Consider the following 22,681-nt stretch of genomic DNA (forward strand, 5'->3'; position numbering starts at 1 on the left):
CCGCATGGCCGGGGGTCCCCCCCCCCGCCCGCCTCGGCCGGGGGGGCCGGGGGGGGGGGGGGGGGGGCGCGCCCCCCCCCCCCCCCCACGGCCTTGCTCCTGGTACGTATCACGCGGAGTGTGGAAGGGATGGAAGACGCGGCCCGGATGTTCATGAATCCCGACATGGAAGTGACCGAGTTCGATTCGGACTCGGGAAAGCCGATGATGCTGTGCGTCATCCCGGCTGGTGGGGAACCGGTCCGTCTGGCAGTGCCTGCCATCTACGTTGAGCTGCTACGCCAGTTTGATGGTGAACGTACCCGCGATGAAGCCATCGCGTCATTCCGCGCGATACATGGGGAGGCATTCGAAACAGCCTGGCTGCAGCGGCTGATAGAGACATCCCTGCGCCCGCGCGGAATGCTGGTCGAGCAGGGCCAGGACCCCATGTTGGCCGGCGCGCCGGCACAGCCCCGCCGTTCGTTTCTCTTCGTCAAACTGCCGGTCATTCCCCCAGCGATCGTTGATCCGATTGCGCGTGTTCTCGGGTTCCTGTTCCATCGACCGATGCTGATTGCCGGCCTGCTTGCATTTATCGCCAGCCATGTTTACGTCTACGGGGTGCTGGTGCATGGGCAGCATGTCAACTTCAACAGCCTGGACGGTGGTTCGATCCTGCTGCTGATGCTGCTCTCTACCTTGGGAACCATCTGCCACGAATTCGGCCATGCCAGTGCAGCAGCGCATTTCGGATGCCGTCGCATGACCATTGGCTGGGGCATCTACATGGTTTACACCGTGCTGTGGACCAACGTGTCTGAAGCCTGGAAGCTTCCGCGTCGCCAGCGTGCCATCGTCGACATAGGAGGCGTGCATTTCGAGTCGATGTTCCTTCTACTGATGCTCGGGCTGCACCTGGCAACGGGTAACCCCATCTTTCTGTTCGCATTCATCTTCATCGATCTTTCCATCGCCAACACCTTCAATCCCTTCCTGCGCATGGATGGGTACTGGCTGATAAGCGATCTGTTCGGTGTGGTAAACCTGCGTCAGCAACAGAACCTGCTGCTTCAGGTAGCGGCGCACCGCTTGGTTGGAGCACCGCCGCCGGCCTCCCGACCCACGCTGAGTCCACGGGCGACCGTAGCGCTGGTGATCTATACGATCTTGGGGACGGTGTTCCTGGCGTACATCATGTATGCCATCTTCACATTTGCAGTGATGAGCGTGGCGGTGGAGTACCCCGGCATGCTACGCGCGTTCTGGGTCCAGATGCAGTCCGGCGCGGATCTAATGGCGTTGCTGGGAAGCGCGTTCGAGCTTCTATGGCGGGCACTGATTCTTACGGCGGCCACGGTGACGATCTGGAATTTGTCCCGCAGCGGCATCCGGACCGCAAGCAGAATCGTCTCGATGCGCAGCCCAAGGGCAGCCGCAGATGTTTGAGCGCGGCGTCGCGGTGGCAGGGTCGGCAACCCACGCAGCACCACCGGAGCTGCGATATGTCATGAACAGCGCACTGGTGATCGAGCAGAGCACTGCCCAGCACGTGATTCTGCTGGATATGGATACCAGCAGGCGCACCAAAGTCACTACGCCGCTCTATCAACTGGTCCGGAGATTTGCAGCCGCAGGAACGGCTAGCGCCGTGCTGGGTGAAACATGCGACCGCCGATTACGCGGTGCGCTCGATGCGTTGCTGGCTCGGGGGCTGTTGCAGGACGCGGATGCGGCCCCGCCTTCGCTGCCCCGCCGGCGACTGAACGTGGCCTACCGGTTCTGTAACGCGGCAGCCTGGAGCGAGAAGACGAAGTACGATTTTGTCGTGGTGGGCGCACCGTACGACATGGCGGGCGACAGGGAATGCCGCTTGGCACCCATCCACGTACGGCAGAAATCCTTGGATTACCCCTACAGACTGGATGTCCACAGCGCGCAGCCGGTGGGGTGGTTTGACTGCGCCACCGGCGGCTGGATCCTACGCGGCGCGAGCATGGCCGATGCAGGAGACGTCCCGGTCGATCATGCCGCCGCTGCCGTGGATGCCGAGGTTGCAGTCATCTCAGTGCTTGATGAGGTATGCGCACGCGGTGCAGTACCGGTGGTGTTGGGGGGCGATCAGGCAGGTGCAGAGGCGGTCCGGAGATGGTGCGCGCGGAATCAGCACACCGCGGCAGCAAGGATTGGCGCAGGAGAGAGCGAGACGGACAACGCAACGCATGGGCCGCACGCGCCCGGCTGGCTTCATTTCGATGTGCTTAATGCCAACGGTGAGCCCGAGGCGGTGGGCACACGGCTTCAGGGGGCCACGACGATACTGCTGAGCATTGATGCTGCCGCACTGCACGACTGCTACGTATCAGGCCCTGCCTCGACGCGTGAGTTGCGCATGGATGTGGCGCGGCAGGTGATTGCTGAAATCGGTCGGACGTGCAGGATCGTGGCCATACACCTCTCCGGGTGGGCGGCTGGCGGGGCCGCGTCGGACGTTACCAGCGCCGCCGCCTGTGACCTTCTGCTGCATGCGATGGATGCCGCTCTGGATACGGAGCGCCCATGAACGACATCCGCGATGATGCGGCAGGCCTTTTTGGCTGGTCGTTTCCCCCCGCGTCCGATGCCGCAAGCAGATTGTGCGTGCTGGGGGCACCATCCGATGCAGGCAATGCTGTCAGGCGGGGTGCCGCCGACGCCCCAAGCGCGCTTCGCACCGCATCCCATCGATGCACCACGCTGACTGGCGCGGGATGGGATCTTGGCGATCTTCCGCGAGTGCCCTGCGAACACCCCGAACGCTACATGCAGCGTCTTGGCGATGCCATCGGCCGGATCGTCGATAGCAGCCATATCCCGTTGCTGCTCGGAGGTGACCACTCACTCAGCTTCGCGTCCATCGAGGCTCTGCAGCGGCATGCCCCGCTTTGCGTGGTCTGGCTGGATGCGCATACGGACTTCAGCCCGTGGCAGGCCGGCAGCAGCCACAACCACCGCCAGGTGCTGCGCCGTGTCCTCACGCTGCCCGGCGTCTCGCGTGTCATCCAGATTGGCTATCGTGGCATCACTGTAGGCGATGAACGCCAGTTGGGTCCCCGCGCAAAGGTGATGACGACCCAACAGGCGCGTAGCCAACCGGTCGGCGCACTGCTGGAGTCGATACCGGCAGACATGCCGATCTACCTGTCGCTGGACATCGACGTCATTGATCCACAGTGGATTCCTGGAACCAGCGCCCCGGTGCCCGATGGGCTGCCGCCTGGCCAGGTGCTGGAGATCGCGTTGGCCTTGGTGGAGACCGGACGGCTGGTTGGCGTGGACCTCATGGAACTGAACCCCCGACTGGATATCAATGGAAGAAGCACTGACCTGGCCTGTCATCTGCTGGAGCGCATTGCCGGCATGTGGCCACGGGATCGGGCGATCAGTGACGAACTGAAAGGGAGCGGAGCAAGATGAAGGCGATGCAGATTCCGTCGTACGAAGTTGCCGAGTACTCAGCGCTGCTGAAGGAGGACCCGGACGTGCTGTCGGCGCATCCCTGCGTGGTGCGCGGGTTCGTGGAGCAGTGGTCAGCGGCGCGCAGCTGGTTGGAAATCGACCAGCTGAAAACACTGTTCGGCGCGCTGCCGGTAACAGCGGGGGCGCCCCAGTTCACTACGCACCGGGATCAGCGCATGTGCCAGGTACAGACCAGCTATGGCACCTATCTGGACTATGTACAGCAGCCTGAACGGATTGCAGAGCTGTTCCCAGAGCCGTGGCGAAAAGGCAGTCTGGAGGAACTGCGGCACATGCAGCTGCCGCTGTACTGCGGCAACCTGCGCCTTGTCCGCCATGCGGCAGAGCCGGTGCTCGAGCAGATCCAGCCGCTCGTCCCGGGCGGCATGGAATGCCTGAATGACCAGATCCCCTACTACTACCAGTCCGGGAATCATGTGTGGCTGTATGTCAGCCGCGCAGGCGCCCTGACGCCGCTGCATCAGGACAACAATGCCGTTATCGCCTACCTGGCCCAGTTGAGGGGGCGCAAGCGAGCCGTACTCTACGCGCCGTCCGACAAGGCGTACTTCCATACCTCCGGTGTGGGGTACATGGATCCGCTTGCGCCGGACGAACAGCAGTTCCCCCAATGGCATCTGGCACAGCCATGGGTGGCCACGCTCGAGCCAGGCGAACTGCTCATCTGGGGCGCCAACTGGGCCCACCATGTCATCACCGAAGAGGACTCGATCACGGTCAGCTTCGACATCGTCAACGCGACAAACCTGGATGCCTACGCGCGATCGTTTGACTGGCAGCATGAGCTCGGTCACTTCGCGAAAAAGAACGCCGACATGATCCGCACGCGGAGCGACGATTCACGCCTGCATGCCGCACTGGATGCTGGCATAGAGGCGCCCATCGGCCGCGCATTCATGCAAGCCACACTGCATGCAGCTCTGCGAGCCAACCCGGCCCATGCAGGCGCTGCCGTGCGTGAACAACTGCGACGTACTCTGGAAGAGGCCTGAACGATGGTGCAGACAGGCAAGCACAGTGCCGACACTACGCTGGGAATCCACCAACCGCTTCGGCTTTCGCGTTTCCTGCAGCTGGAGGCCCTGAGTGAGCGGGACGCGACCCTGTTCCTGTCTCACGATGGTGCGCGGGTGCGGATACCCAAGGCGCTGTATGCGCTGCTGATGCGTTTCGAGCAACCGCAGCGCGTAGACACCGTTGTGACTGGGCATTCCCAGGCGGAAAAGCTGGCAGAGGCGCTGCTGAACCTGGCGCGCAAGGGCTTTCTGCATGATGCCGGGATGGAGCAGGCCGGGCGCGAACGATGTGTCACCGATCCGCCCCAACGAATGTTCGATTCCCCGGCATTCAAGCCGGACATGACGCGCGTGAAGATGGTGGTCATCGGTGTGCCGAGTGACCATGCAGACCCACGATGCGCGGGTGGTCGGGCTGCACCGATGGCGTTGCGTGAGCTTTCATTGCATCTGTTGCACACGATCAATCGACGCACCGGCGGCGGACACGGCTGGTACGACGCAGATGAACTGCGGCCGCTGCTGCGCGGCGTATGTCTGGCTGATGCCGGAGACGTGTTCGTCGATCCCGGCGAAAGCCAGCATGCGGTTTTCCGACGGATGGCGCAGGTATTGGCCGGATTCGGCGATGCACTGCCCATCGTGGTTGGCGGTGACAGCACGGCGTGCTGGCCGGTGCTGACCCGATATGCGTCGCAGGAACCCGTCTGCCTGCTGAGGATCGGCGGGCCTGCACAGCGCGGGCCTGCGCAGGATGGGGTTGTTTCAGCCGCCACGTTGCTCGCCAGGGCGATTTCCCTTGACGGTGTCGCTGGCACGCTGCAGGTTGCGGCTACGGGTGGGCCGGGTCCATGGAAGCATCCCGATCATCGATACATGGATGCGTCCGTGCTGCGTGCAGGCAACTACGACCAGACACTGCATGAGTGGCTGGCAGGCAAGCCGGTCCACCTGGGTCTGAATCTGGACGCGTTGGACGCTCCCGGTGAACCGCTTGCCGACGAGCGGTTGCGCTATCAGGAAGTTGTCGACTTCATCGCGTGTATCGGCGCCCAATGCCGCATCGTGAGCATCGACATCACCGGTATGACGCCGATGCGCCCTGGATGGAATGTCGTGGCACCCACAGCACTCCACCTCCTGGTGCTGGCGATGGATGCCGCGCATCGCCGGGCTGCACAGGGAGTTGAACAGCATGATGCATGACCTGTTGGAGGCCGCAAACCCCGGCCTTTTCGGATGGTCCCGCGATGCCGGTACCATCGATCCGCGTATTGTAGCGCTCGGGGTTCCAAGCGATATAGGCAACGGCGGGGGTTCAGGCGCGCGTCTGGGCCCTGCCGCTATCCGTGCAGCGTCTCTGGCGCTGGCCGCGCCTGCCTTGCAGGCACTCGACCTGGGCGACGTGCGGCGACTGGACGAGATGGATTGGTCTGATGCGATCCAGCGTATCGAAATGATCGTAGGAGCAGTGATCGAGGCAGGTGGCTTGCCGCTGATGCTGGGCGGGGACCATTCGATCTCCTACTCGGCGATAGGCGCCATCGCGCGCCGACATCGCGTCAACATCGTCTGGTTCGATGCCCATACGGACTGCTGTGCATGGCAGGGCGGGGCGACGCACAACCATAAGCAGGTACTGCGACGCTGCGCATCCCTGCCCGGTGTGGGTCGCATCGTGCAGGTCGGCCACCGTGGCATCACCTACCACGACGAGCGCCACCAGGTGGCCGCGCTGCAGGTTGTTCCTGCCAGGCAGGCGCGAACGCTGCAGGCGGAAGCGCTGATCGATCTGCTTCCCGCGGCCGAACCGGTCTATCTGTCGGTGGACATCGACGTGCTGGATCCCCAGCTTGCTCCTGGCACGGGTCATCCAGTACCGGGCGGATTGGATGTTGGCACGGTGTGCAGGCTGGCGGCGGCGATCGCGCGTTGCCGCCCGCTTGCAGGCCTGGACCTGACCGAGGTCAACCCACTGTTGGACATCAACGGCAGCACCGCGATGGCAGCAGCCACTGTCCTGGACAGCGTGGTGCGCGCACTGCCGCAGCAGCCCAGCCCTCGCACAGCGCAGCGTATCGACGTGTTTGAAACGGAGGCGGGCACATGAAAGAGCGGGCCATACCGGTAATGGATGAACGCGAGTTCAAGGCCATGATGACCCGCGACCCAGAAGCGTTGCATCGCCAACCGTGCATCGTGACGGGCTACATCGAACGCTGGCCGGCCTTTGGTGAGTGGCAATGCCTGGACCACTTGCGGGCAAAGTTCGGCGCACTGGCAGCATTTGCCAAGGCACCCAATTTCGTCACCAACACCAGAGCGTCCCTGGTCAGCGTGGAAACCACCTTCGAACAATACCTGGACTACATCGAGCATCCAGAACGCGTGGAAGAGATCTATCGTGATTGCTGGCTCGAGGGCGACCACGCGTCGTTCGAGGCGCAGGGATTGCCGCTCTACTGTGGCACGCTGCGCTTGGTCCATGCCGCCACAGATCCCCTGTTCGACCTGCTGGCACCGCTCGTACCCGAGCCGATGCAGCCTTTGAATGCCTCGTTGCCCTATTACTATTCGCTCTTCAACCACCTCTGGCTGCTGGTCAGTCTGCCCGGATCGCTGACTCCACTACACACAGACAACAACGGGACCATCGCACTGGTTTCCCAACTGACAGGACGCAAGCGCGCCATCCTGTACGCACCGCACGATCTGCCGCACGTGAGAAACCCAAAGGTGGGGTTCATGGATCCGCTGTCACCCGACCCGGTCGACCATCCGACCTACCGGCAGGCCGTGCGCTGGACGGGCGACATCACCCCCGGCATGACGTTGTTCATTGGCACCCAGTGGGCCCATCACGTCACCACCATCGAGCCTTCCATCTCGGTCAGTTTCGACGTTGTTGATGCGACCAACATCGACCGCTACGCCGCTTCAAAGGACTGGGCCCGCGTCTTTGGCGAGCGCGTTGCGCGGCAACCGGCAGTTGCTGCGAAACTGGGGCTGGACCCCGAAGCGCTGGTCGAATGCGATCCGGTCATTGTCGGCCGCCGTGCCATGCAGGCCGTGCTACGCGCCTCGTTGGCCGAACCGGGATTGGATGCGGTGCACCGGCAGGCGCGTCAACGCTATCTGGCGGGTATCCCCGTCGAACCTGTCGGTCCTGCCGTCGATGCGAGAGTGTCCGATTCCGGACGCCGCAGTACGAATTCGGGCATCGAATGCTGTCCGAAAAGGTCGTGGGGATAGAGATATCCATCAGCGCCAGCCCTTCGCGCGCTTGGCACGATGTGTGCTTACTCCTTTGCCATGGACAGAATAAAGAGTACCAGTACCGCCTGGTGGCGGCGGAAGAAGGTGGTGTGGACCGGTGCCGCGGCGCTTTTGCTGTTGGGCGTCGGGTCGGCCACCGCGATGATGGGCAAGGCGTCGCCCGCCGTTGAGCGCACGTCCCTGTGGATTGATACAGCGGTGAAGGGCGAAATGCGCCGCGAGATCCGCGCCAATGGCATCCTGGTGCCAAGGCAGATCCGTTGGATCACCGCAGGCGCGCCGGCCTCCGTGCAGGAGACGCTGGTGGACCCAGGTGCCATGGTGAAGGCAGATACGATCATCCTGCGGCTGGCCAATCCAGAGCTGGCGTCCAAGCTGCAGCGTGCGCAGGCTGCCTTGAACGGGGCCGATGCGGAGGTGGCGGCGGCAAGGACCTCGCTGGCCTCGCAGTTGCTCGATCAGCGTGCGGCACATGTGCAGGCCGACTCGGAGTGGCGTATCGCGGACATCAAGCTGCGTGCGAACAAGCGCGCGCTCGACGCGGGAGTGATCTCCAACATCGAGTTCCGCCAGAGTGAAATCACCGAGCAGCAGACCGGCGCACGCGCAAGCCTTGAAGCGCAACGCGTTGAGTCCTTCAAGAGCAACATGCAGGCACAGCTGCGGGCGGCGCAGGCGCGGCGTGACGAACTGGCGAGCGAGCTCAACCTGGTGAGCCAGCAACTGGCCTCGCTGGAGGTTCGCGCGGGTATTGATGGCATCCTGCAGCAGGTTGACGTTGAGCCGGGTCAACAAGTGGAACTCGGTGCCAAACTCGCACGGGTAGCGCGACCGGATGAACTCATCGCGCGCCTGCAGGTGGCCGAGTTGCTGGCCAAAGACCTGCGGCTTGGTTTGCCGGCTACCGTCGATACACGCAATGGACTTGCCAAGGGCCACGTCATCCGTATCGACCCGGCTGTGCGCAACGCTACGGTGACAGTGGACGTTGCGATGGATGGCGCGATGCCCGCCGGTGCACGGCCGGATCTCTCCGTAGACGGCCGGATCCTTCTGGGCACGCTGTCCAACGTGGTCAATATTGGCAGGCCGGCCTCGGCCGTGCCAGGAGCGGAGTCGACGCTGTTTGTGATACGTGCGGGTGAGAGCACCGCCCTGCGCACGCCGGTGCGCTTCGGCGCAGTGTCCAGTGACCGGGTAGAGGTGGTGCAGGGGCTGGCGCCGGGTGACCAGGCGGTGCTGTCTGATGCAAGCCAATGGAGCGACCATGACAGCCTCAGGCTGCGGTGAAGACAGGAGAGAAGGGTGATCACGATGGATGCAATGCTGCTGCAGCTTGAAGGCGTGTCACGGGTGTTCCACACCGATGACATGGAGACCCACGCCCTGTCGGACATATCCATGGGGATTTCCGCAGGCGAGTTCGTCGCGATCACGGGACCGTCCGGCTGCGGAAAGAGCACGCTGCTGTCCGTGCTTGGGTTGCTGGACAAGCCCGACGGTGGACGCTATGTCCTGGACGGGGTGGACGTCGCAGGGCTGGGGCAGAGCGAACGGGCCCGGGTGCGCAACCAGAAGATCGGCTTCATTTTCCAGGCGTTCAATCTGATCGCAGACTTGACCGTGGAAGAGAACGTGGCACTGCCGCTCACCTATCGCGACGGGTACGACAAAGCAGAGGCCCGTCAGCGCGTGCGCGAGGTGCTGGAGCAGGTGGAGATGAGCCATCGAACACGGCACTATCCGGGACAGCTTTCCGGCGGCCAGCAACAACGTGTCGCGGTCGCACGCGCGCTGGCAGGCAGGCCACGCATTCTGTTCGCAGATGAGCCCTCGGGCAATCTCGACAGCCGCAACGGTGAATCGGTGATGCAGCTGCTGGAACAGTTGAACAGGGACGGTGCGACGTTGTGCATGGTGACGCATGATGTGGCGTTCGCGCAGCGCGCCGGCCGCCTCATCCACATGCTCGATGGCCGAATCCTGGATGAGGATGCTGCGGTGGATCTGCGTGATCCGCGTTCGGCGTCGCTGGCCGCTGTGGCAGGAGTGCCAGCGTGAACGTCGCCGCACTGCTTGACGACGTGCTACAGGCCTGGCGTGCGTTGGTCCGCAAGCCCGGCTTTGTGCTGCTGGCTACCCTGACGCTGGCCCTCGGCGTGGCGACAGTGACAACGGTGTTTTCGCTCATCGACCAGGCGTTGCTGCGCCCGTTGCCCTTCCCGCAGCCCGAGCGGTTGGTGACCATTGGCATCGAAAGCGAGCCGGGACAGACCGTCGCCGCGCCACGATACCTCAACCATGTTCGACAGATGCCCGGTGTGCAATCGGCAGGCATGATCATGGGCTGGACCAACAATGCCAACGTCGCCTTCCATGGTGACGCTGAAGTTGCCCGTGCGCTGCAGGCTGACAGAGGTTTCCTGGACGCGTTGGCGCTGCCGATGGCGGTGGGCCGCAATTTCAACGATGCGGAGAACACGCCCGGTGGGCCCCAGGGCGTGATCGTCAGTCATGCATTCTGGAAGTCGCATCTCGGAGCGGATTCAGCGGTGGTAGGCAAACCACTGCTTGTGGAAGGTCTGGCGGTGCCCATCGTGGGTGTGCTGTCGGAGCACTTCCAGTGGCCTGACACGTTCGACATCATCCAGAACATGCAACTGGACTCCGCAACCCGGGACCTGTCGACCAATCAGCTCATCGTTGCCCGGCTGAAGCCAGGGGTCCCTGTCGATACCGCTGCGGCGCAGGCCAGTACGGTGCTCAACGCCATGATGAATGAGGGGGCCGGGGCAAGCGAGAAGCAGCGTGCCTACCTGCAGCGCAATCCGCCCACCGCTTTGCCGCTGGAAGGCAGCGTGTTCGCACACCGAAGCGGCGAGGCTTTGTGGATGTTCCTGGGTGCTGGCCTCTGCGTGCTGGCCATTGCAGGGATCAACCTTGCCAGCCTCATGCTGCTGCGCGCGCTGTCCAGAACCCACGATAGCGCGGTGCGTACTGCATTGGGAGCATCGTCGATGCGGCTGGGACTGCCGCCGGTGGCCGAAGGGGCATTGGTCGGATTGCTCGGAAGCGCTGCCGGCCTCGCCATGGCGTGGGCGGGGCTGCAGGCGTTCGGGCGGCTGGTCCCAGCCGAATGGATGCGGGGGCAGCCGGTAGCCCTCACCGCGACGGCCATCGTGGTTGCGTTGCTGGCCGGCGTGCTCACCGCAGTGCTGGCCGCCTTGCTGGGCGTATTTAGGGCGAGGCGGGTGAACTGGTCGCGTGAGCTCGCAAGCGGTGGACGCACGGGCTGGGGCAAGAGTGCTACCCGCACGAGCAGGGCATTGGTAGTCGCACAGGTCGCGGTGGCCGTCGTGCTGCTGACGGGAGCGGCGCTGTTCGCCCGCAGCCTGCAGAAGCTCGAAGCGGTGCCGCTTGGTTTCCAGTCCACCCAGGTCACGACCTTTACCTTGGCGTTGATCAAGAACCGCTACAGCGAAGTGGATGCAGCGGTCGCGCAGACCGAGCGTATTCTTCAGCGCCTGGGACGCGTGCCGGGCGTGTCCGCCATCGGCGCGTCCACGAACCTGCCCGCAGGGTCGCAGTTGAACTACAGCATGCAGTTGCCCAGTGGTGCCACCGTTGACAGCCAGTACCGCCTGGCCAGTCCGGATTTCCTGAATGTGTTCAATGTGCCACTGCTGACCGGGCGCGGTTTCGAAGAATCCGACCGCGCGGGTTCCGAGCCGGTCTGCCTGGTCAGCGCCACGTTCGCCTCGCGTCACCTTGGTGGAGATCCGTTGGGCCAGATCGTCACCATGCCGATGGAGGGAGGCCAGGACATCCGGATGCGGGTTGTCGGTGTGGTGGGCGATGTGCGCCAGTTCGGCCCGGATAAGCCCGCGCCGGCTACGGTGTATGCGCCATTGGCACAGATGCCGGCGGACATCTGGGCACTACTGCGCGAGTTTGGTCCACTCAGCTACGCCGTACGGATGCGCTCCAACGATCTGGGCCAGGCCGAGGGGGCGCTGCGCACTGCGCTTGCGGAAGTCGCACCGCAGCAGCCCATCGCCAACGTGCAGCCGATGCAGGCCGTGGTGGCCAGTGCAACCGCCGCCCAGCGGCTTAACCTGGTGATCATTGGCGTGTTCGCCGCGTTGGCACTCTTGCTCGCATCGGTGGGCCTGTACGCCGTAATGGCCGTGGCCGTGGCGGGTCGCAGCCATGAATTCGGCGTGCGATCCGCGCTGGGTGCAACCCGCAGGCGGCTGGTGACGCAGATTCTCGGCGAATCCGGCAGGCAGGTGCTGCTGGGCATGGCGATCGGGCTCGCGTTGGCGATGGCCGTATCGGGCATGCTTCAGAAGCATCTGTACGGTGTGGGTGCCACGGACCCGGTAGCCATCCTGCTGGTGCTGCTGGCACTCGCCACAGCGGCGCTGCTGGCCAGTGTGGCACCGGCACTGCGCGCTGCGGCGGTTCAGCCGATGCAGGCATTGCGCAACGACTAGTACACAACGTCGGTCCCCTGGCTCTGGAGAGTCAGGGGACCTTGGCTTAAAGTGCTGCAATGGTTGATTCGCCTTCCGCCCATGCGCCGGTGCTGATCGTTGACGACGATCGTGATGTCCGTGAGGCACTGCAGCTGCTGCTCAAGGTCTCCGGCTACACCTCGGTGGGAGCGGACTCTCCGGCATCCGCACTCGCGCGCCTGCAGGAAATGTCCTTCCAGGCGGCGCTTGTCGACATGAACTACAGCCGGGATACCACGTCGGGTGGTGAAGGGCTGACACTGATCGCGGAGATGGTACGGCTGCGGCCGACGTTGCCGCTCATAGCGATGACGGCGTGGGCCAACATCCAGATGGCTGTGGAGGCGATGCGCAGTGGCGCAACCGACTTCATCGAGAAGCCATGGCAGAACGCGCGCGTGCTTGCGGTGCTGGAGGCCGTGATCGCCGCGGCACGCGTGCGCGGCAACGTCGGCGCGGCCATCGACGACCTGCGGCTACCGGACGATGCAGGCGTGATCGCGGAGTCCGCGTCCATGCGGCGGGTTCTGGACGAGCTGCACGCGGTGGCCGGCAGCGACGCAAGCATTCTGTTGCTGGGCGAGAACGGCACCGGCAAGACACTGCTTGCGAGCAGGCTGCATGGCGCGTCGCGGCGCGCGAAGGCACCCTTCGTGCGCGTGGACGTGGGTGGGCTGGCGCCAACGTTGTTCGAGTCGGAGATGTTCGGGCACGTTCGAGGCGCTTTCACCGATGCACGCAAGGACCGTGTCGGGCGCTTCGAAATGGCTGATGGGGGAACCCTGTTCCTGGACGAGATCGGCAATCTGCCTCTGGAGCAGCAGCCCAAGCTGTTGCGTGCCATTGAAGATGGCCAGTTCGAAAAGCTGGGCACTTCGCTGACACGGCGGGTGGATGTGCGGCTGGTCTCGGCCACAAATGCGTCGTTGCGCGACCTGGTGGATGAAGGCCGGTTCCGGCGGGATCTGCTGTATCGCCTCAATACCATCGAGATCCATATCCCTGCGCTCCGTGAACGCAGCGAGGACATCCTGCCGCTGGCGCGCAAGTCTCTGGAACACTCGTGCCGGCGCTACAACACGCCGGCGTTGCCGTTCTCGGCCGCGGCCGAGCGGGCGTTGCGCGAACACACATGGCCGGGCAACGTGCGCGAGCTTGAACACGCCATGGAGCGGGTTGCTCTGCTGGCCAGGGGCCCGCGGGTGGAGGTGGAGGATCTACGTCTGACGCCTGCGCAGTCCGCTCCACCCCCTCTGGCGAGCGGCGCCCTGGGAGGCATTACGCTGGAAAGCGCTGAGCTGCTTCTGTTGAGGCAGGCATTGCAGACCAGTGGCGGCAACCTGCAGAGCGCGGCGGAACAGCTGGGCATCACGCGCCAGAGCCTCTACCGGCGCCTGGAAAAGCATGGCCTGAGGGGCGGTGATGATCTGGCCGGGTGAGCATCGCCGGTTCGTGTGGATCGCTCTGCCTGCATTGGCCGCACTGGCGGTGGTTCTGTGCGCCGGAGCACCTGGTTGGCGCGAGTCTGTCACCCTCTTCGTCATCGTCGTCGCACTGACCTTGCTGGCCTGGCAAGCGCTTGGCCGGCATCCTGGCAGACTGCGAACGGTCGCCAATCTGCTGCACGCCCTGCACCGCGGTGATTACGCTGTGCGCGCAGTGGTTCCCGCCGGATCCGTTGACATGGCACAGGCGGTGGAGGCAGCCAATGCATTGGCCGAACGTCTGCAGCGCCTGCAGCGTGAAGCCCAGCAAGGCACCCGATTACTGCGCAAGACGCTCGCCGAGCTGGATACTGCGGTATTCGTGTTCGATGGAGACGGGACACTTCAGCTGGTCAACCCTGCAGGTGCGTACGTGATGCAGCAGCGAGCGGAGCGCCTGCTGGGCAGGACGGCGCAATCGCTCGGTCTGGCGGCGCACCTGCAGGCCGACGCCGGCTCCATGCAGCAACTGGCGTTGCCGGCTGGATCCGGTCGTTGGCAGGTGAATACAAAGGTGATCTGGAGCGGTGACACTCCTGGCCGATTGCTGATTCTCCAGCCGGTGGAGCGAGTACTGCGGCAGGAAGAGGCTCAAGCATTCCGCCGGTTGCTGCGGGTACTTGGGCACGAGATCAACAACTCCATGTCGCCGATCGCGTCGATGGCCGAAACGCTGCAACTGTTGCTGGGTCGCCAAGCTGAGGATGCCTCGCCGCCCGATCCTGATGTGTTGCGCGGGCTGGAAGTCATTGAGGCGCGCAGCCGCGCTTTGCAGCGCTTCGTGGGTGGCTACGCCCGGCTCGCTGCACTGCCGGATCCGCGGCCGTGCGCAACTGACCTGACTGCATTGTGCAAAGCGGTGGTGGCGCTGCTGGAGGCCCCTGCACTTGTACTGTCGTTGGGTGAAGCGGCAACAGTATGGGTGGACCGTGATCAGCTGGAGCAGGTGCTGATTAATCTCGTCAAGAATGCGGTGGAGGCAAGCCCGCATGGGCAGGTGGAGTTGCGGTGGATCCTGGACGGCAATAGCGCTGTGATCCAGGTGCTCGACGACGGGCCTGGACTACCGGCCAGCGGCAACATCTTCGTGCCGTTCTTTAGTACCAAACCCGGCGGCGCGGGGATCGGCCTGGTGCTGTCGCGAGCGATCGTCGAAGCCAATGGTGGCGATCTGCAGTTGGCACAGCGACAGGATGCGGCTGGGGTGGTTGCCAGCATCCGGCTACCCCGCCACGATCCGGCCAGTCGACGTTGAGGTTTCCGCCCGGCGCGCATGGCCGTCCCTTGGTGCTTCGGATACCCCTTGATGAAGTACACGGCGGCGGACGAATCCATCTGCAGGGAGAGCCCGTCGCTGCGCCAATGCCCATTGAGCGGACTCTGCGGGCCCGGCGGGCTGCCGATGCTGCCGGGCGAGCCGACCGCGGAACAACGTGCGCAGAGCGAACAGCGCCAGCCACTGCAGGATGCCGCGTTGAAGGAAGACAGCGCGCTCTGCGAGTAATGTGGTGCCGGCGGTAGCGCCGGGCCATGCCCGGCGGAACAGCAGGCGATGTTCCCTGCGTCACCCTTCCGGCCGCATGCGTGCGCTGACCTGCGCGGTCAGCGACAGGCTGGCCATCATCAAGCCCTCCATCACGCGGTCGCCCACGTACTCCTCGTCGGGACCGTTCTGGCGCACGCGCTCGGCGGCCAGCAGCATTTCCAGCGCCACGCGCAGCCCGGCCAACGCGCAGTCCGCGTCGGCCAGCGCCATGCGGCGGCCCGGCATCTGATGACGTTCGGGCCAGGGCTGGCCGTCGGCGGCCGCGCCCTGGCCGATGCGGTCGAGCGTGGCGATGAAACAGTGCGGATCGTGCGGGTGCGGTGCTTCCGAGGGCGCGTCCGCGTTGGCGGGCACATACTGCGCGCGCAGGCGGGAGGATTCGGGTGTGCTCATGGCAAAGGCTCCGTGCAGGACAGACGGCAGCCGCCACGCAAAGGTGGCGGGCGGAGACGTGGCTCGAAAACCGGGACAGTGCGTACAAGGCCGGCAGGCACAAGGCCTCCACGCTCCGCCCACCATGACCGGCAGACGAATTGCCCGCCGGCGCCACACTGGGTGACGCCGACGGGCAGGCGCAAACAACGTACGCATTGCCACGGGTTTTCGATGCCCGGCCACCCTTTTCCGGTGGCACGTCATCTGTACCGCCGTCGCTGCGCAACGCCAATCAGACAAGTTGCAAACAGCGTTCGATCGAAGACGCTTTCGGCATTCTTGCATGCTGTTAAGCCGTCGCAGACGCAGGCGCCGCAACGGCCGTAGCGGCATGGGGAATATGCGACATGGGTCGAAGTTGAGAGTGTTGCGCTCTGCTACGTCACCGGGCCGATGACGACAAGGCAGGTTGGAGGCAGCAAGATCGCCATGTTGGACTATCGAACAACCCTGATCGTCCAAAACACTGCGCTTCAGCAGAAGGGCTGCCTGCTTTCGGAGCAGGCGCAGACGGTGTTGTGCCTACTGGAGGACAGCGGTGGAATACTCTTCCATTGCAATGGTGTCGCAATTCGCACTTTAAGGGTCAGAGCCTGTTCGCTATAAACGGCTCTTCCTTTCCATGGCTGCGCACCATGAATCTGAGAGATTTGTTGGTCTCTGCTGCCTATTGCGACTACCTATGTGAACTGGAATCGCATCTGATCGGGCACCCTTTCAACCAAGACGCACCCATCAGGGCCGTCATTGTCCGCTTGCATGAAGAATGGATGGGGTACGCCGAGGTGACACCTGAAGCGCTGCTGGGCCTTATTGAAGCGGAACGTGTTCAGACCATCAGATACATTGCGCAGAAACTCACTGCATACATGGAAGCGGAAGGAGGGCCAGACAATATTGTCAATGAGCCCGCAAACCTGCACATGCCCATTGGTCATCTGATCGAGTACTGGTTGCACCGTGGCGAGGGCCCAGATCTAAGAAACTATCTGAGAAAAGTCCGCATGCCCGGCGCCACTGCCTATGCCAAGGAGACGGCAGTGATGTTCCGGATTGCCCGAGCGACCGACTTCAGTCAGTAGACCCGGGCCGTGGGATCCACGACCAACGCTGCCTGATGGATCACGCACCACAGTTCAAGCTCGTCTCTGAGCTGAGGCCAGAGATCGGCCGCCCACGAGGGGGCGTTGTTTCGGAATGCTTCTTCGGAAGGCAGGTAGGCCGTCAACCTGCCCATTGCCAGCTCAAGCACGAACGAGCCATGCGGGCCTGTGCAGACCAGCTCTTCTTTCCATCGCGCGCTGAATTCGAAGACGGACATGCAGATCTGACACCTGAACCAAGCTGTCCCCCGAAGCGGGTACCACCGGCGTGGAGTGTACGCCGGCGCCGCTACTTGCTCGCGCGCCGCGCACTTTTCTCGTCTTCGTTCTTTGCATCATGGGTCGAAGTTGATGACGTGGCGTACGGGTACTACACCAAGCCGATGACGACAGCGCGGAGTGAAGAGCGTAGATCGACTTCGACGCACTCCGGTATGTCAGCGCTCTTCGCGTCTCTCGTACCAGCCTTGAGTACGGTTCACGATCCGCACCACGGACAGCATCACCGGCACCTCGATCAGCACACCCACCACCGTCGCCAGCGCCGCCCCCGAATGCACACCGAACAGTCCCACCGCTGTCGCCACCGCCAGTTCGAAGAAGTTGCTGGCACCAATCAACGCCGAAGGACCGGCCACGCAATGCGCCACGCCCAAACGACGATTGAGCAGGTAGGCCAGGCCGGAAGTGAAATAGACCTGGATCAGGATCGGTACCGCAATCAGCGCGATCACCAATGGTTGTTCAACGATCTGCCGGCCCTGGAACCCGAACAGCAGCACCAGTGTGAGCAGCAGCGCGCACAACGAGACGGGCCCCAGCTTGCGAAGCACCCGCTGCAACGCCGCCTCGCCGCTACGCATCAGGATCCAGTGCCGCAGCAGTGCAGCCACCAGCACTGGCACCACGATGTAGAGGCCCACCGACAGCAGCAGCGTATCCCACGGCACGGTGATCGCCGACAGGCCCAGCAGCAGTGCCACCACCGGCGCGTAGGCAACCACCATGATTGCGTCGTTCAACGCCACCTGGCTCAGGGTGAAGTTGGCATCGCCACGGCACAGGTTGCTCCAGACGAACACCATGGCGGTACAGGGCGCCGCTGCCAGCAGGATCAGCCCGGCGATGTAGCTGTCGATCTGCTCCGACGGCAACCAGTCGGCGAAGGCATGGCGCAGGAACAGCCAGCCCAGCAGCGCCATTGAGAACGGCTTGACCGCCCAGTTGATGAACAGCGTTACGCCGATGCCCTTCCAGTGCTGCTGCAGCTGGCGCATCGCACTGAAGTCGACCTTCAGCAGCATCGGGATGATCATCAACCAGATCAGCGTGGCAACCGGCAGGTTGACCTTGGCCACTTCGGCGGCGGCCAGCACCGCGAAGGCATTGGGCAGGACGTGGCCCAGCAGCGTGCCCATCGCAATGCACAGCACAACCCACAGCGTCAGGTGCCGCTCGAACAGGCTCATGGCCGTGGCACCGTCACTGCGCGCCGTCGGTCGGCAGCAGCTGGCCGATCCGGTCCAGCACGTGCTGCAGCGTTTTGCGTTCGGACCACACCGGTTCGGGCAGTGCGAGCAGCGCGCGCAGGCGGGTTTTCACGATGGCATGAGCCAGCGCGAAGGCTGCGGCCTTGTCGGCATCGCTGCCCGCTACGGCGGCCGGATCGGGCAGACCCCAGTGACAGCGGATGAAGTCACCGAACACTACAGGGCAGGCTTCGGCAGCAGCGGAGTCACACACGGTAATCACCAGATCCATCGGGGCTGCATCCACGAACTCGTCCCACGACTTGCTGCGCAGCCCTTCAATGGGCATTCCTTCGGCCTGCAACTGGGCGAGCGCGAATGGATTGACCTGGCCGGTGGGCTGGCTGCCGGCACTGAAGGCGGTGAAGCGATCGCCGCCCCACGCGCGCAGGGTGGCTTCGGCAAGCACGCTGCGGGCGCTGTTGCCGGTACAGAGGAACAGGACATTGCGCGTCATGGAGCAACTGCCTTGAGGGGAGGGGATCTGTGCAGGTTCAGCACTTGCATGCAGGCGCAGTGGGCACGCATTGCTCGGTCGGCGAGCCCGCGCAGCAGTTGTGCGTCAGGTACTCGATCAAGCCGTTCATCGCATCGAAGTTGGCGCGGTAGCAGACATGGCGACCTTGGCTTTCGCTCTCCACCAGGCCGGCCTGCACCAGCTCCTTCAGGTGGAAGCTGAGTGTGGCCGGCGGTACCTGCAGGGCAGTTGAGATGTCGCCGGCCATGCGGCCTGCCAGGCCGGCCTCCACCAGCAGGCGGAAGGCGGCCAGTCGGGTGCCGTGGCCCAAGGCGGTCAGCGCAGCGATTGCATTCGATGTTTCCATATTTCTAGAATAATCGAATGAATGAGCCAGTCACAAGCCCTGACCTGCCAAACCTGGTGGAATCGTCATTGCCTCAGCCCGATCATCACCAGCGCGCCTATCCCCAACCAGTCGTCGGTGGCCAAGGCCTGGCAGGAATTCGATGACGACGGACGAATGAAGCCCTCGCCGTGCTACGACCGCGTGGTGGACGTGATGGAGGAGCTGGTGAAGTTCACGCTGCTGACGCGTGGCAGGGCGGACTACCTGGTGGACCGTTACATCGAGCGGAAGGGCGATGCGGTTGCGGCCGCACTCGCTCGGGCAGCCGGCGCCGCCGCTTCCTGAGTTCCGTTACGCAAACGCGCTCTATTTGCTCGCGCGCCGCGCGCCCTTCTCTTCTTCGTCCTTTGCATCGCCCCGGCTCTGCGCGAAATCCGGGAACGTCTTCGCGATCGAATCCTTGTCCGGAAGGATGTAGAACACACCGCCCTTCTCGAACGTGGATTGCACGATCTGCTCGTAGAACGCAGGCGTGACGTTGATGCAGCCGTGCGTAACGCGGTTGTCGTCCGGCGAAGGTGATGCCAGACGTTCGGCGCGCTTCTCTTTCGGCGTGCCCGGCGGCAGCGGGTGCATCGAAACCGCGGAATCGTAGTCCACCCACAGCACGCGACCGGCATCGTCTGAGGGGCCGTAGCCACCAATGAAACGGCCCGCCGGGGTGGTGCGGTCATGGCCTGGAATCGCACTCAGCGCGAGCTTGGCGACGCCGGGTGCGGAGTGATCACCGATGGCCGAACCGAACAGCGCCGGTGCTGCACCGCGCAGCTTGCCGTCTCCACCGAAGACCAGTACCTGCGCAGCCGCCTTGTCCATGATCGCAAATGGATAACCCTGGTTGTCCTTGCTGGCGACCACCCAGCCGGCCAGTTCGATCACTGTTTCGGACACGCTCTGGTCGGGCGGAAGTTCATCAACGGCGGCACTCCGCTGTTCAGGCGCTTCCTTGTCCTTGCCCTTGGCGTTGGCTGCGCCGCTGCACGCTACGGCCAGTGCCAACATCAACGCAGCAGGGAGGGCACGACGTGCAGGGGAGGAGGAGGTACGAATGGGACGGCTCCTTGCAATGCAATCTTGGGTGGAAGGACGCCAGTGGCCGGCGAAGGCCACTGGTTCCCGATACAGAGGTGGATCAATTCAAACAGTGAGGGAGCGATCAGCCGCGCGGCTTGCGGCCGACCGGTGCCCTTTCGAGCTGCTGTACGCGGCCTTCGATCTGGTCCAGACGCTGGTTGGCCTGCTGTGCCGACTGGTTGGCGGACTCGGCACTCTGGGCAGCACCCTGCACCTTGACGTCGAGCTGATCGAGGCGCGAGTTGATGGTTGCGAACTCGTCCTTGTAGGTGGCGCAAGCCCCGAGGCTTACGGTGGCGATGAGCGCTACAGCAAGTGCGCGGGCCGTCTTCATGTGTTGCGGGTTCAGGTTCATTGCACTCCCTCCTTCGTCTGGGGAAGCTGGAATATAGCGGCGTTTGTTCCCGGCGCTACCAAACGCTTTCAGCTGGAATTTGAGTACGTGGATGGGCTGTGAAGGCCTATGAATCAACAAACCTTAACAAGCGGGATCAAGCGATCTGATCTGCACCGGCGTATCGCCTTGTGCCTGTTAAACATCACCCATTCACCTGTATGAAGCCGGCATCACGGCATGTGCGTCTGCGTGCTTTCGCCTGCTCCGCACGCAGGTTGCCATCCACTTGCTTCCAGCAGCGCTGCAGCGTTCCCAGGCTGGACATCCAGCAGTTCGGCGATGGCGTTGTGCGTGTCGGGCGCGCGCGCAACATAGGCATGGGCAATGCGGTAGCCGATCCAGTAGCCGAGATCTCCACGGCGCGCATCGTCGCCGGGGCCGTTGTACAGCCACCTCGAAAGATCGGTGCCCATGCTGTCCTGCAGGAACGCGCGCTCCAGCGCACACTCACGACCCTGCGTCCAACGCTGCAGATGCGCGTTGGCCGGTTGCCCGGAGATCCGCTCGGTCACGTACTCGGCGCCGCCTTCCAGCAGCGTCTGATAGAGCAGGGTGGGCTGCTCGACCTCCACGCGTGCACCAGGCTGTTGCACGTGCACATACTCATGGGCGATCAGATGCACGAAGCGGTCACTCACATCGGCCTGCATCCAGTCGGCGTTGCACAGCGCTTCCAGGCCGATGACCACGCCTGCTTCGGTGGTCACGCCACCACTGTTGCCGCGGCCCACCAGTACGGTGACCGGAGGAAAGCGCGCAGACGGCAACAGGGCGCCCAGTTGATCGACGGCAGCGGCGACGCGCGTGCGGATCGATGGCAATGCGGTCGCGCAGGTTCTCGCTTTCGCAAACAGTGCCGGCTTGTCCTGGATGGCCCGGGCCAGCCGCTCCATCGAGCCGATACGGCTGTCGGTGAAGCTGCGCAGGGCATCCGTACCCGCATCCAGATAACCGTGTTGCAGTTCATCCGCGCTTGGGCGCCCATGATTGGCGTCCAGCACCTTGAAGAAGCGCGTGACATCGTCTGTCTGTACGACGATGTGCCCGGCAGGAACGATGCGCTCAGCCGCCTGTGCCTGCAGCAGCGCGAGCGCCGAGGCGACCAGGATCAGTGCCCGCATCAAGCGTCGAGCGTGATGCGCGTAAGAAGCCGACAGCAATGCCATGCGGAGTTCCCTGAACGCCAGCCTTATTTATACACCAGTCAGTTCAATATTCAGGGTCGATTAGACCCCCTAACGGATAATTCACACCTGTCGACCGTCTCCTCTCTCCCCCCCTCCCGGCAGGCGGTCGACGAAACCAAAATAATTAAAGGTGTGTCCCGATGAACAAGAATTCGCTGCTCGCCCTGGGTCTTCTGGCTGCTCTGCCGTTCGCTGCATCGGCAACCGATGGCCTGTCGTACAACTACGTTGAAGGCGGCTACGTGAACACCGATGCCAAGGGCGGCGACGCCGATGGCTGGAAGGTGAAGGGTTCCGTTGCGGTGCACCCGAACTTCCACATCTTCGGCGACTACAGCGCGCAGGAGACCGACAAGTTCAAGAATGACGTCGACCAGTGGCGCCTGGGTGTCGGCTACAACTACGGCATCGCACCGAACACCGACCTGGTGGCCCGTGTTGCGTACCAGAAGTACGACGAGAAGCGCGGCCTGGACTTCAATGGCTACTCCACCGAAGTGGGCGTGCGCACCGCGTTCAACCCGTACGTGGAAGGCTACGTCATGGCCGGCTACGAAGATTTCAGCAAGAAGCACGGCTACAACCCGGACGGCGAGTTCTACGGCCGTGTCGGCGCCACCGCCAAGTTCAACCAGAACTGGGGCCTGAGCGGCGAAGTGAAGCTGGCCAAGGCCGGCGACCGCGAGTGGTTCGTGGGCCCGCGCTTCACCTGGTAACAAACGCCTGTCGTTAGTGCGTGTTGTGCTGGCGTGT

23 protein-coding genes and 1 pseudogene are annotated in these 22,681 nt (G+C 63.6%); 16 read left to right on the forward strand and 8 right to left on the reverse strand.

The genetic code is table 11. The features are described 5' to 3' along the window. Window positions 1–129 precede the first annotated feature (129 nt). The 13 genes from V3B46_RS16115 to V3B46_RS16175 all read left to right on the forward strand — a co-directional run bounded on the left by V3B46_RS16115 (window position 130) and on the right by V3B46_RS16175 (window position 15,295). Window positions 130–1,428, forward strand: coding sequence for a hypothetical protein (locus V3B46_RS16115; protein WP_329892327.1), 1,299 nt, complete (start codon window positions 130–132; stop codon window positions 1,426–1,428). A 61-nt stretch (window positions 1,429–1,489) separates the two neighbouring features. Beyond that, window positions 1,490–2,542 (forward strand): arginase family protein, encoded by a 1,053-nt coding sequence (locus V3B46_RS16120; protein WP_329892328.1) that lies wholly within the window; start codon window positions 1,490–1,492, stop codon window positions 2,540–2,542. Then, the gene (locus V3B46_RS16125) at window positions 2,539–3,435 is read left to right on the forward strand and encodes an arginase family protein (protein ID WP_329892329.1); all 897 of its coding nucleotides are present in this window, start codon (window positions 2,539–2,541) and stop codon (window positions 3,433–3,435) included. Before V3B46_RS16120 ends, V3B46_RS16125 begins: the two co-directional genes overlap by 4 nt. Beyond that, on the forward strand, window positions 3,432–4,490 hold the full coding sequence (locus tag V3B46_RS16130) for a cupin-like domain-containing protein (RefSeq protein WP_329892330.1): 1,059 nt from the start codon (window positions 3,432–3,434) through the stop codon (window positions 4,488–4,490). Before V3B46_RS16125 ends, V3B46_RS16130 begins: the two co-directional genes overlap by 4 nt. Window positions 4,491–4,493: 3 nt before the next feature. Further along, window positions 4,494–5,720: an arginase family protein gene (locus V3B46_RS16135; RefSeq protein ID WP_329892331.1), complete on the forward strand. Its 1,227-nt coding sequence runs from the start codon at window positions 4,494–4,496 to the stop codon at window positions 5,718–5,720. Continuing rightward, window positions 5,710–6,624, forward strand: a complete 915-nt coding sequence (locus V3B46_RS16140) for an arginase family protein (protein WP_329892332.1) — start codon at window positions 5,710–5,712, stop codon at window positions 6,622–6,624. Before V3B46_RS16135 ends, V3B46_RS16140 begins: the two co-directional genes overlap by 11 nt. Further along, window positions 6,621–7,766 carry a cupin-like domain-containing protein gene (locus V3B46_RS16145; RefSeq protein WP_329892333.1) on the forward strand — a complete coding sequence of 382 codons (1,146 nt, stop codon included), beginning with the start codon at window positions 6,621–6,623 and terminating at the stop codon, window positions 7,764–7,766. Before V3B46_RS16140 ends, V3B46_RS16145 begins: the two co-directional genes overlap by 4 nt. A 111-nt stretch (window positions 7,767–7,877) precedes the next feature. Beyond that, on the forward strand, window positions 7,878–9,080 hold the full coding sequence (locus V3B46_RS16150; protein ID WP_329892334.1) for an efflux RND transporter periplasmic adaptor subunit: 1,203 nt from the start codon (window positions 7,878–7,880) through the stop codon (window positions 9,078–9,080). Window positions 9,081–9,104: 24 nt separating this feature from the next. Continuing rightward, window positions 9,105–9,851, forward strand: coding sequence for an ABC transporter ATP-binding protein (locus V3B46_RS16155; protein ID WP_329892371.1), 747 nt, complete (start codon window positions 9,105–9,107; stop codon window positions 9,849–9,851). After that, the gene (locus tag V3B46_RS16160; protein WP_329892335.1) at window positions 9,848–12,286 is read left to right on the forward strand and encodes an ADOP family duplicated permease; all 2,439 of its coding nucleotides are present in this window, start codon (window positions 9,848–9,850) and stop codon (window positions 12,284–12,286) included. Before V3B46_RS16155 ends, V3B46_RS16160 begins: the two co-directional genes overlap by 4 nt. A gap of 59 nt (window positions 12,287–12,345) precedes the next feature. Next, a complete protein-coding gene (locus V3B46_RS16165) occupies window positions 12,346–13,746 on the forward strand; it encodes a sigma-54-dependent transcriptional regulator (protein WP_329892336.1) in 1,401 nt (466 codons plus the stop codon). Between the two features lie 793 nt (window positions 13,747–14,539). Continuing rightward, window positions 14,540–15,046 (forward strand): sensor histidine kinase, encoded by a 507-nt coding sequence (locus tag V3B46_RS16170; protein ID WP_329892372.1) that lies wholly within the window; start codon window positions 14,540–14,542, stop codon window positions 15,044–15,046. 51 nt (window positions 15,047–15,097) lie between these two features. Continuing rightward, complete coding sequence (locus V3B46_RS16175; protein WP_329892337.1) at window positions 15,098–15,295, forward strand: hypothetical protein; 198 nt, start codon at window positions 15,098–15,100, stop codon at window positions 15,293–15,295. Between the two features lie 60 nt (window positions 15,296–15,355). Here the strand turns inward: V3B46_RS16175 and V3B46_RS16180 are convergent, their stop codons facing one another. Then, window positions 15,356–15,730 carry a hypothetical protein gene (locus V3B46_RS16180; RefSeq protein WP_329892338.1) on the reverse strand — a complete coding sequence of 125 codons (375 nt, stop codon included), beginning with the start codon at window positions 15,728–15,730 and terminating at the stop codon, window positions 15,356–15,358. Window positions 15,731–16,407: 677 nt separating this feature from the next. Between V3B46_RS16180 and V3B46_RS16185 the strand changes: the two genes are divergently transcribed. Next, the gene (locus tag V3B46_RS16185) at window positions 16,408–16,854 is read left to right on the forward strand and encodes a hypothetical protein (protein ID WP_329892339.1); all 447 of its coding nucleotides are present in this window, start codon (window positions 16,408–16,410) and stop codon (window positions 16,852–16,854) included. On the opposite strand, the gene V3B46_RS16190 is transcribed toward V3B46_RS16185, so the two are convergent. The 4 genes from V3B46_RS16190 to V3B46_RS16205 form a co-directional block, all read right to left on the reverse strand. Beyond that, a complete protein-coding gene (locus tag V3B46_RS16190; RefSeq protein WP_329892340.1) occupies window positions 16,848–17,093 on the reverse strand; it encodes a hypothetical protein in 246 nt (81 codons plus the stop codon). The genes V3B46_RS16185 and V3B46_RS16190 overlap by 7 nt on opposite strands. A gap of 219 nt (window positions 17,094–17,312) precedes the next feature. Then, window positions 17,313–18,344, reverse strand: coding sequence for an ACR3 family arsenite efflux transporter (gene arsB / locus V3B46_RS16195; protein WP_329892341.1), 1,032 nt, complete (start codon window positions 18,342–18,344; stop codon window positions 17,313–17,315). 13 nt (window positions 18,345–18,357) lie between these two features. Continuing rightward, window positions 18,358–18,861 (reverse strand): arsenate reductase ArsC, encoded by a 504-nt coding sequence (locus tag V3B46_RS16200; protein WP_329892342.1) that lies wholly within the window; start codon window positions 18,859–18,861, stop codon window positions 18,358–18,360. Window positions 18,862–18,898: 37 nt separating this feature from the next. Continuing rightward, window positions 18,899–19,228 carry an ArsR/SmtB family transcription factor gene (locus V3B46_RS16205; protein WP_262228362.1) on the reverse strand — a complete coding sequence of 110 codons (330 nt, stop codon included), beginning with the start codon at window positions 19,226–19,228 and terminating at the stop codon, window positions 18,899–18,901. Between the two features lie 99 nt (window positions 19,229–19,327). Here V3B46_RS16205 and V3B46_RS16210 point away from each other — a divergent pair. Further along, a pseudogene (locus V3B46_RS16210) lies at window positions 19,328–19,555 on the forward strand (arsenical resistance protein ArsH); the annotation flags it as partial. A gap of 21 nt (window positions 19,556–19,576) precedes the next feature. On the opposite strand, the gene V3B46_RS16215 reads toward V3B46_RS16210, so the two are convergent. The 3 genes from V3B46_RS16215 to V3B46_RS16225 form a co-directional block, all read right to left on the reverse strand. Continuing rightward, the gene (locus V3B46_RS16215) at window positions 19,577–20,269 is read right to left on the reverse strand and encodes a hypothetical protein (protein WP_329892373.1); all 693 of its coding nucleotides are present in this window, start codon (window positions 20,267–20,269) and stop codon (window positions 19,577–19,579) included. Window positions 20,270–20,426: 157 nt separating this feature from the next. Beyond that, entirely contained in the window at window positions 20,427–20,699 is a 273-nt protein-coding gene (locus V3B46_RS16220; RefSeq protein WP_005420910.1) for a hypothetical protein, read from the reverse strand. A gap of 212 nt (window positions 20,700–20,911) precedes the next feature. Beyond that, window positions 20,912–21,862, reverse strand: a complete 951-nt coding sequence (locus V3B46_RS16225) for a DUF2268 domain-containing putative Zn-dependent protease (RefSeq protein WP_329892343.1) — start codon at window positions 21,860–21,862, stop codon at window positions 20,912–20,914. 206 nt (window positions 21,863–22,068) lie between these two features. Here V3B46_RS16225 and V3B46_RS16230 point away from each other — a divergent pair, with 206 nt between their 5' ends. Continuing rightward, window positions 22,069–22,644, forward strand: a complete 576-nt coding sequence (locus V3B46_RS16230; RefSeq protein ID WP_004153562.1) for an OmpO family porin — start codon at window positions 22,069–22,071, stop codon at window positions 22,642–22,644. The last annotated feature ends 37 nt before the right edge of the window (window positions 22,645–22,681 follow it).

The organism is Stenotrophomonas sp. SMYL11 (genome assembly GCF_036320005.1).
Classification (GTDB): Bacteria; Pseudomonadota; Gammaproteobacteria; order Xanthomonadales; family Xanthomonadaceae; genus Stenotrophomonas; species Stenotrophomonas maltophilia_A.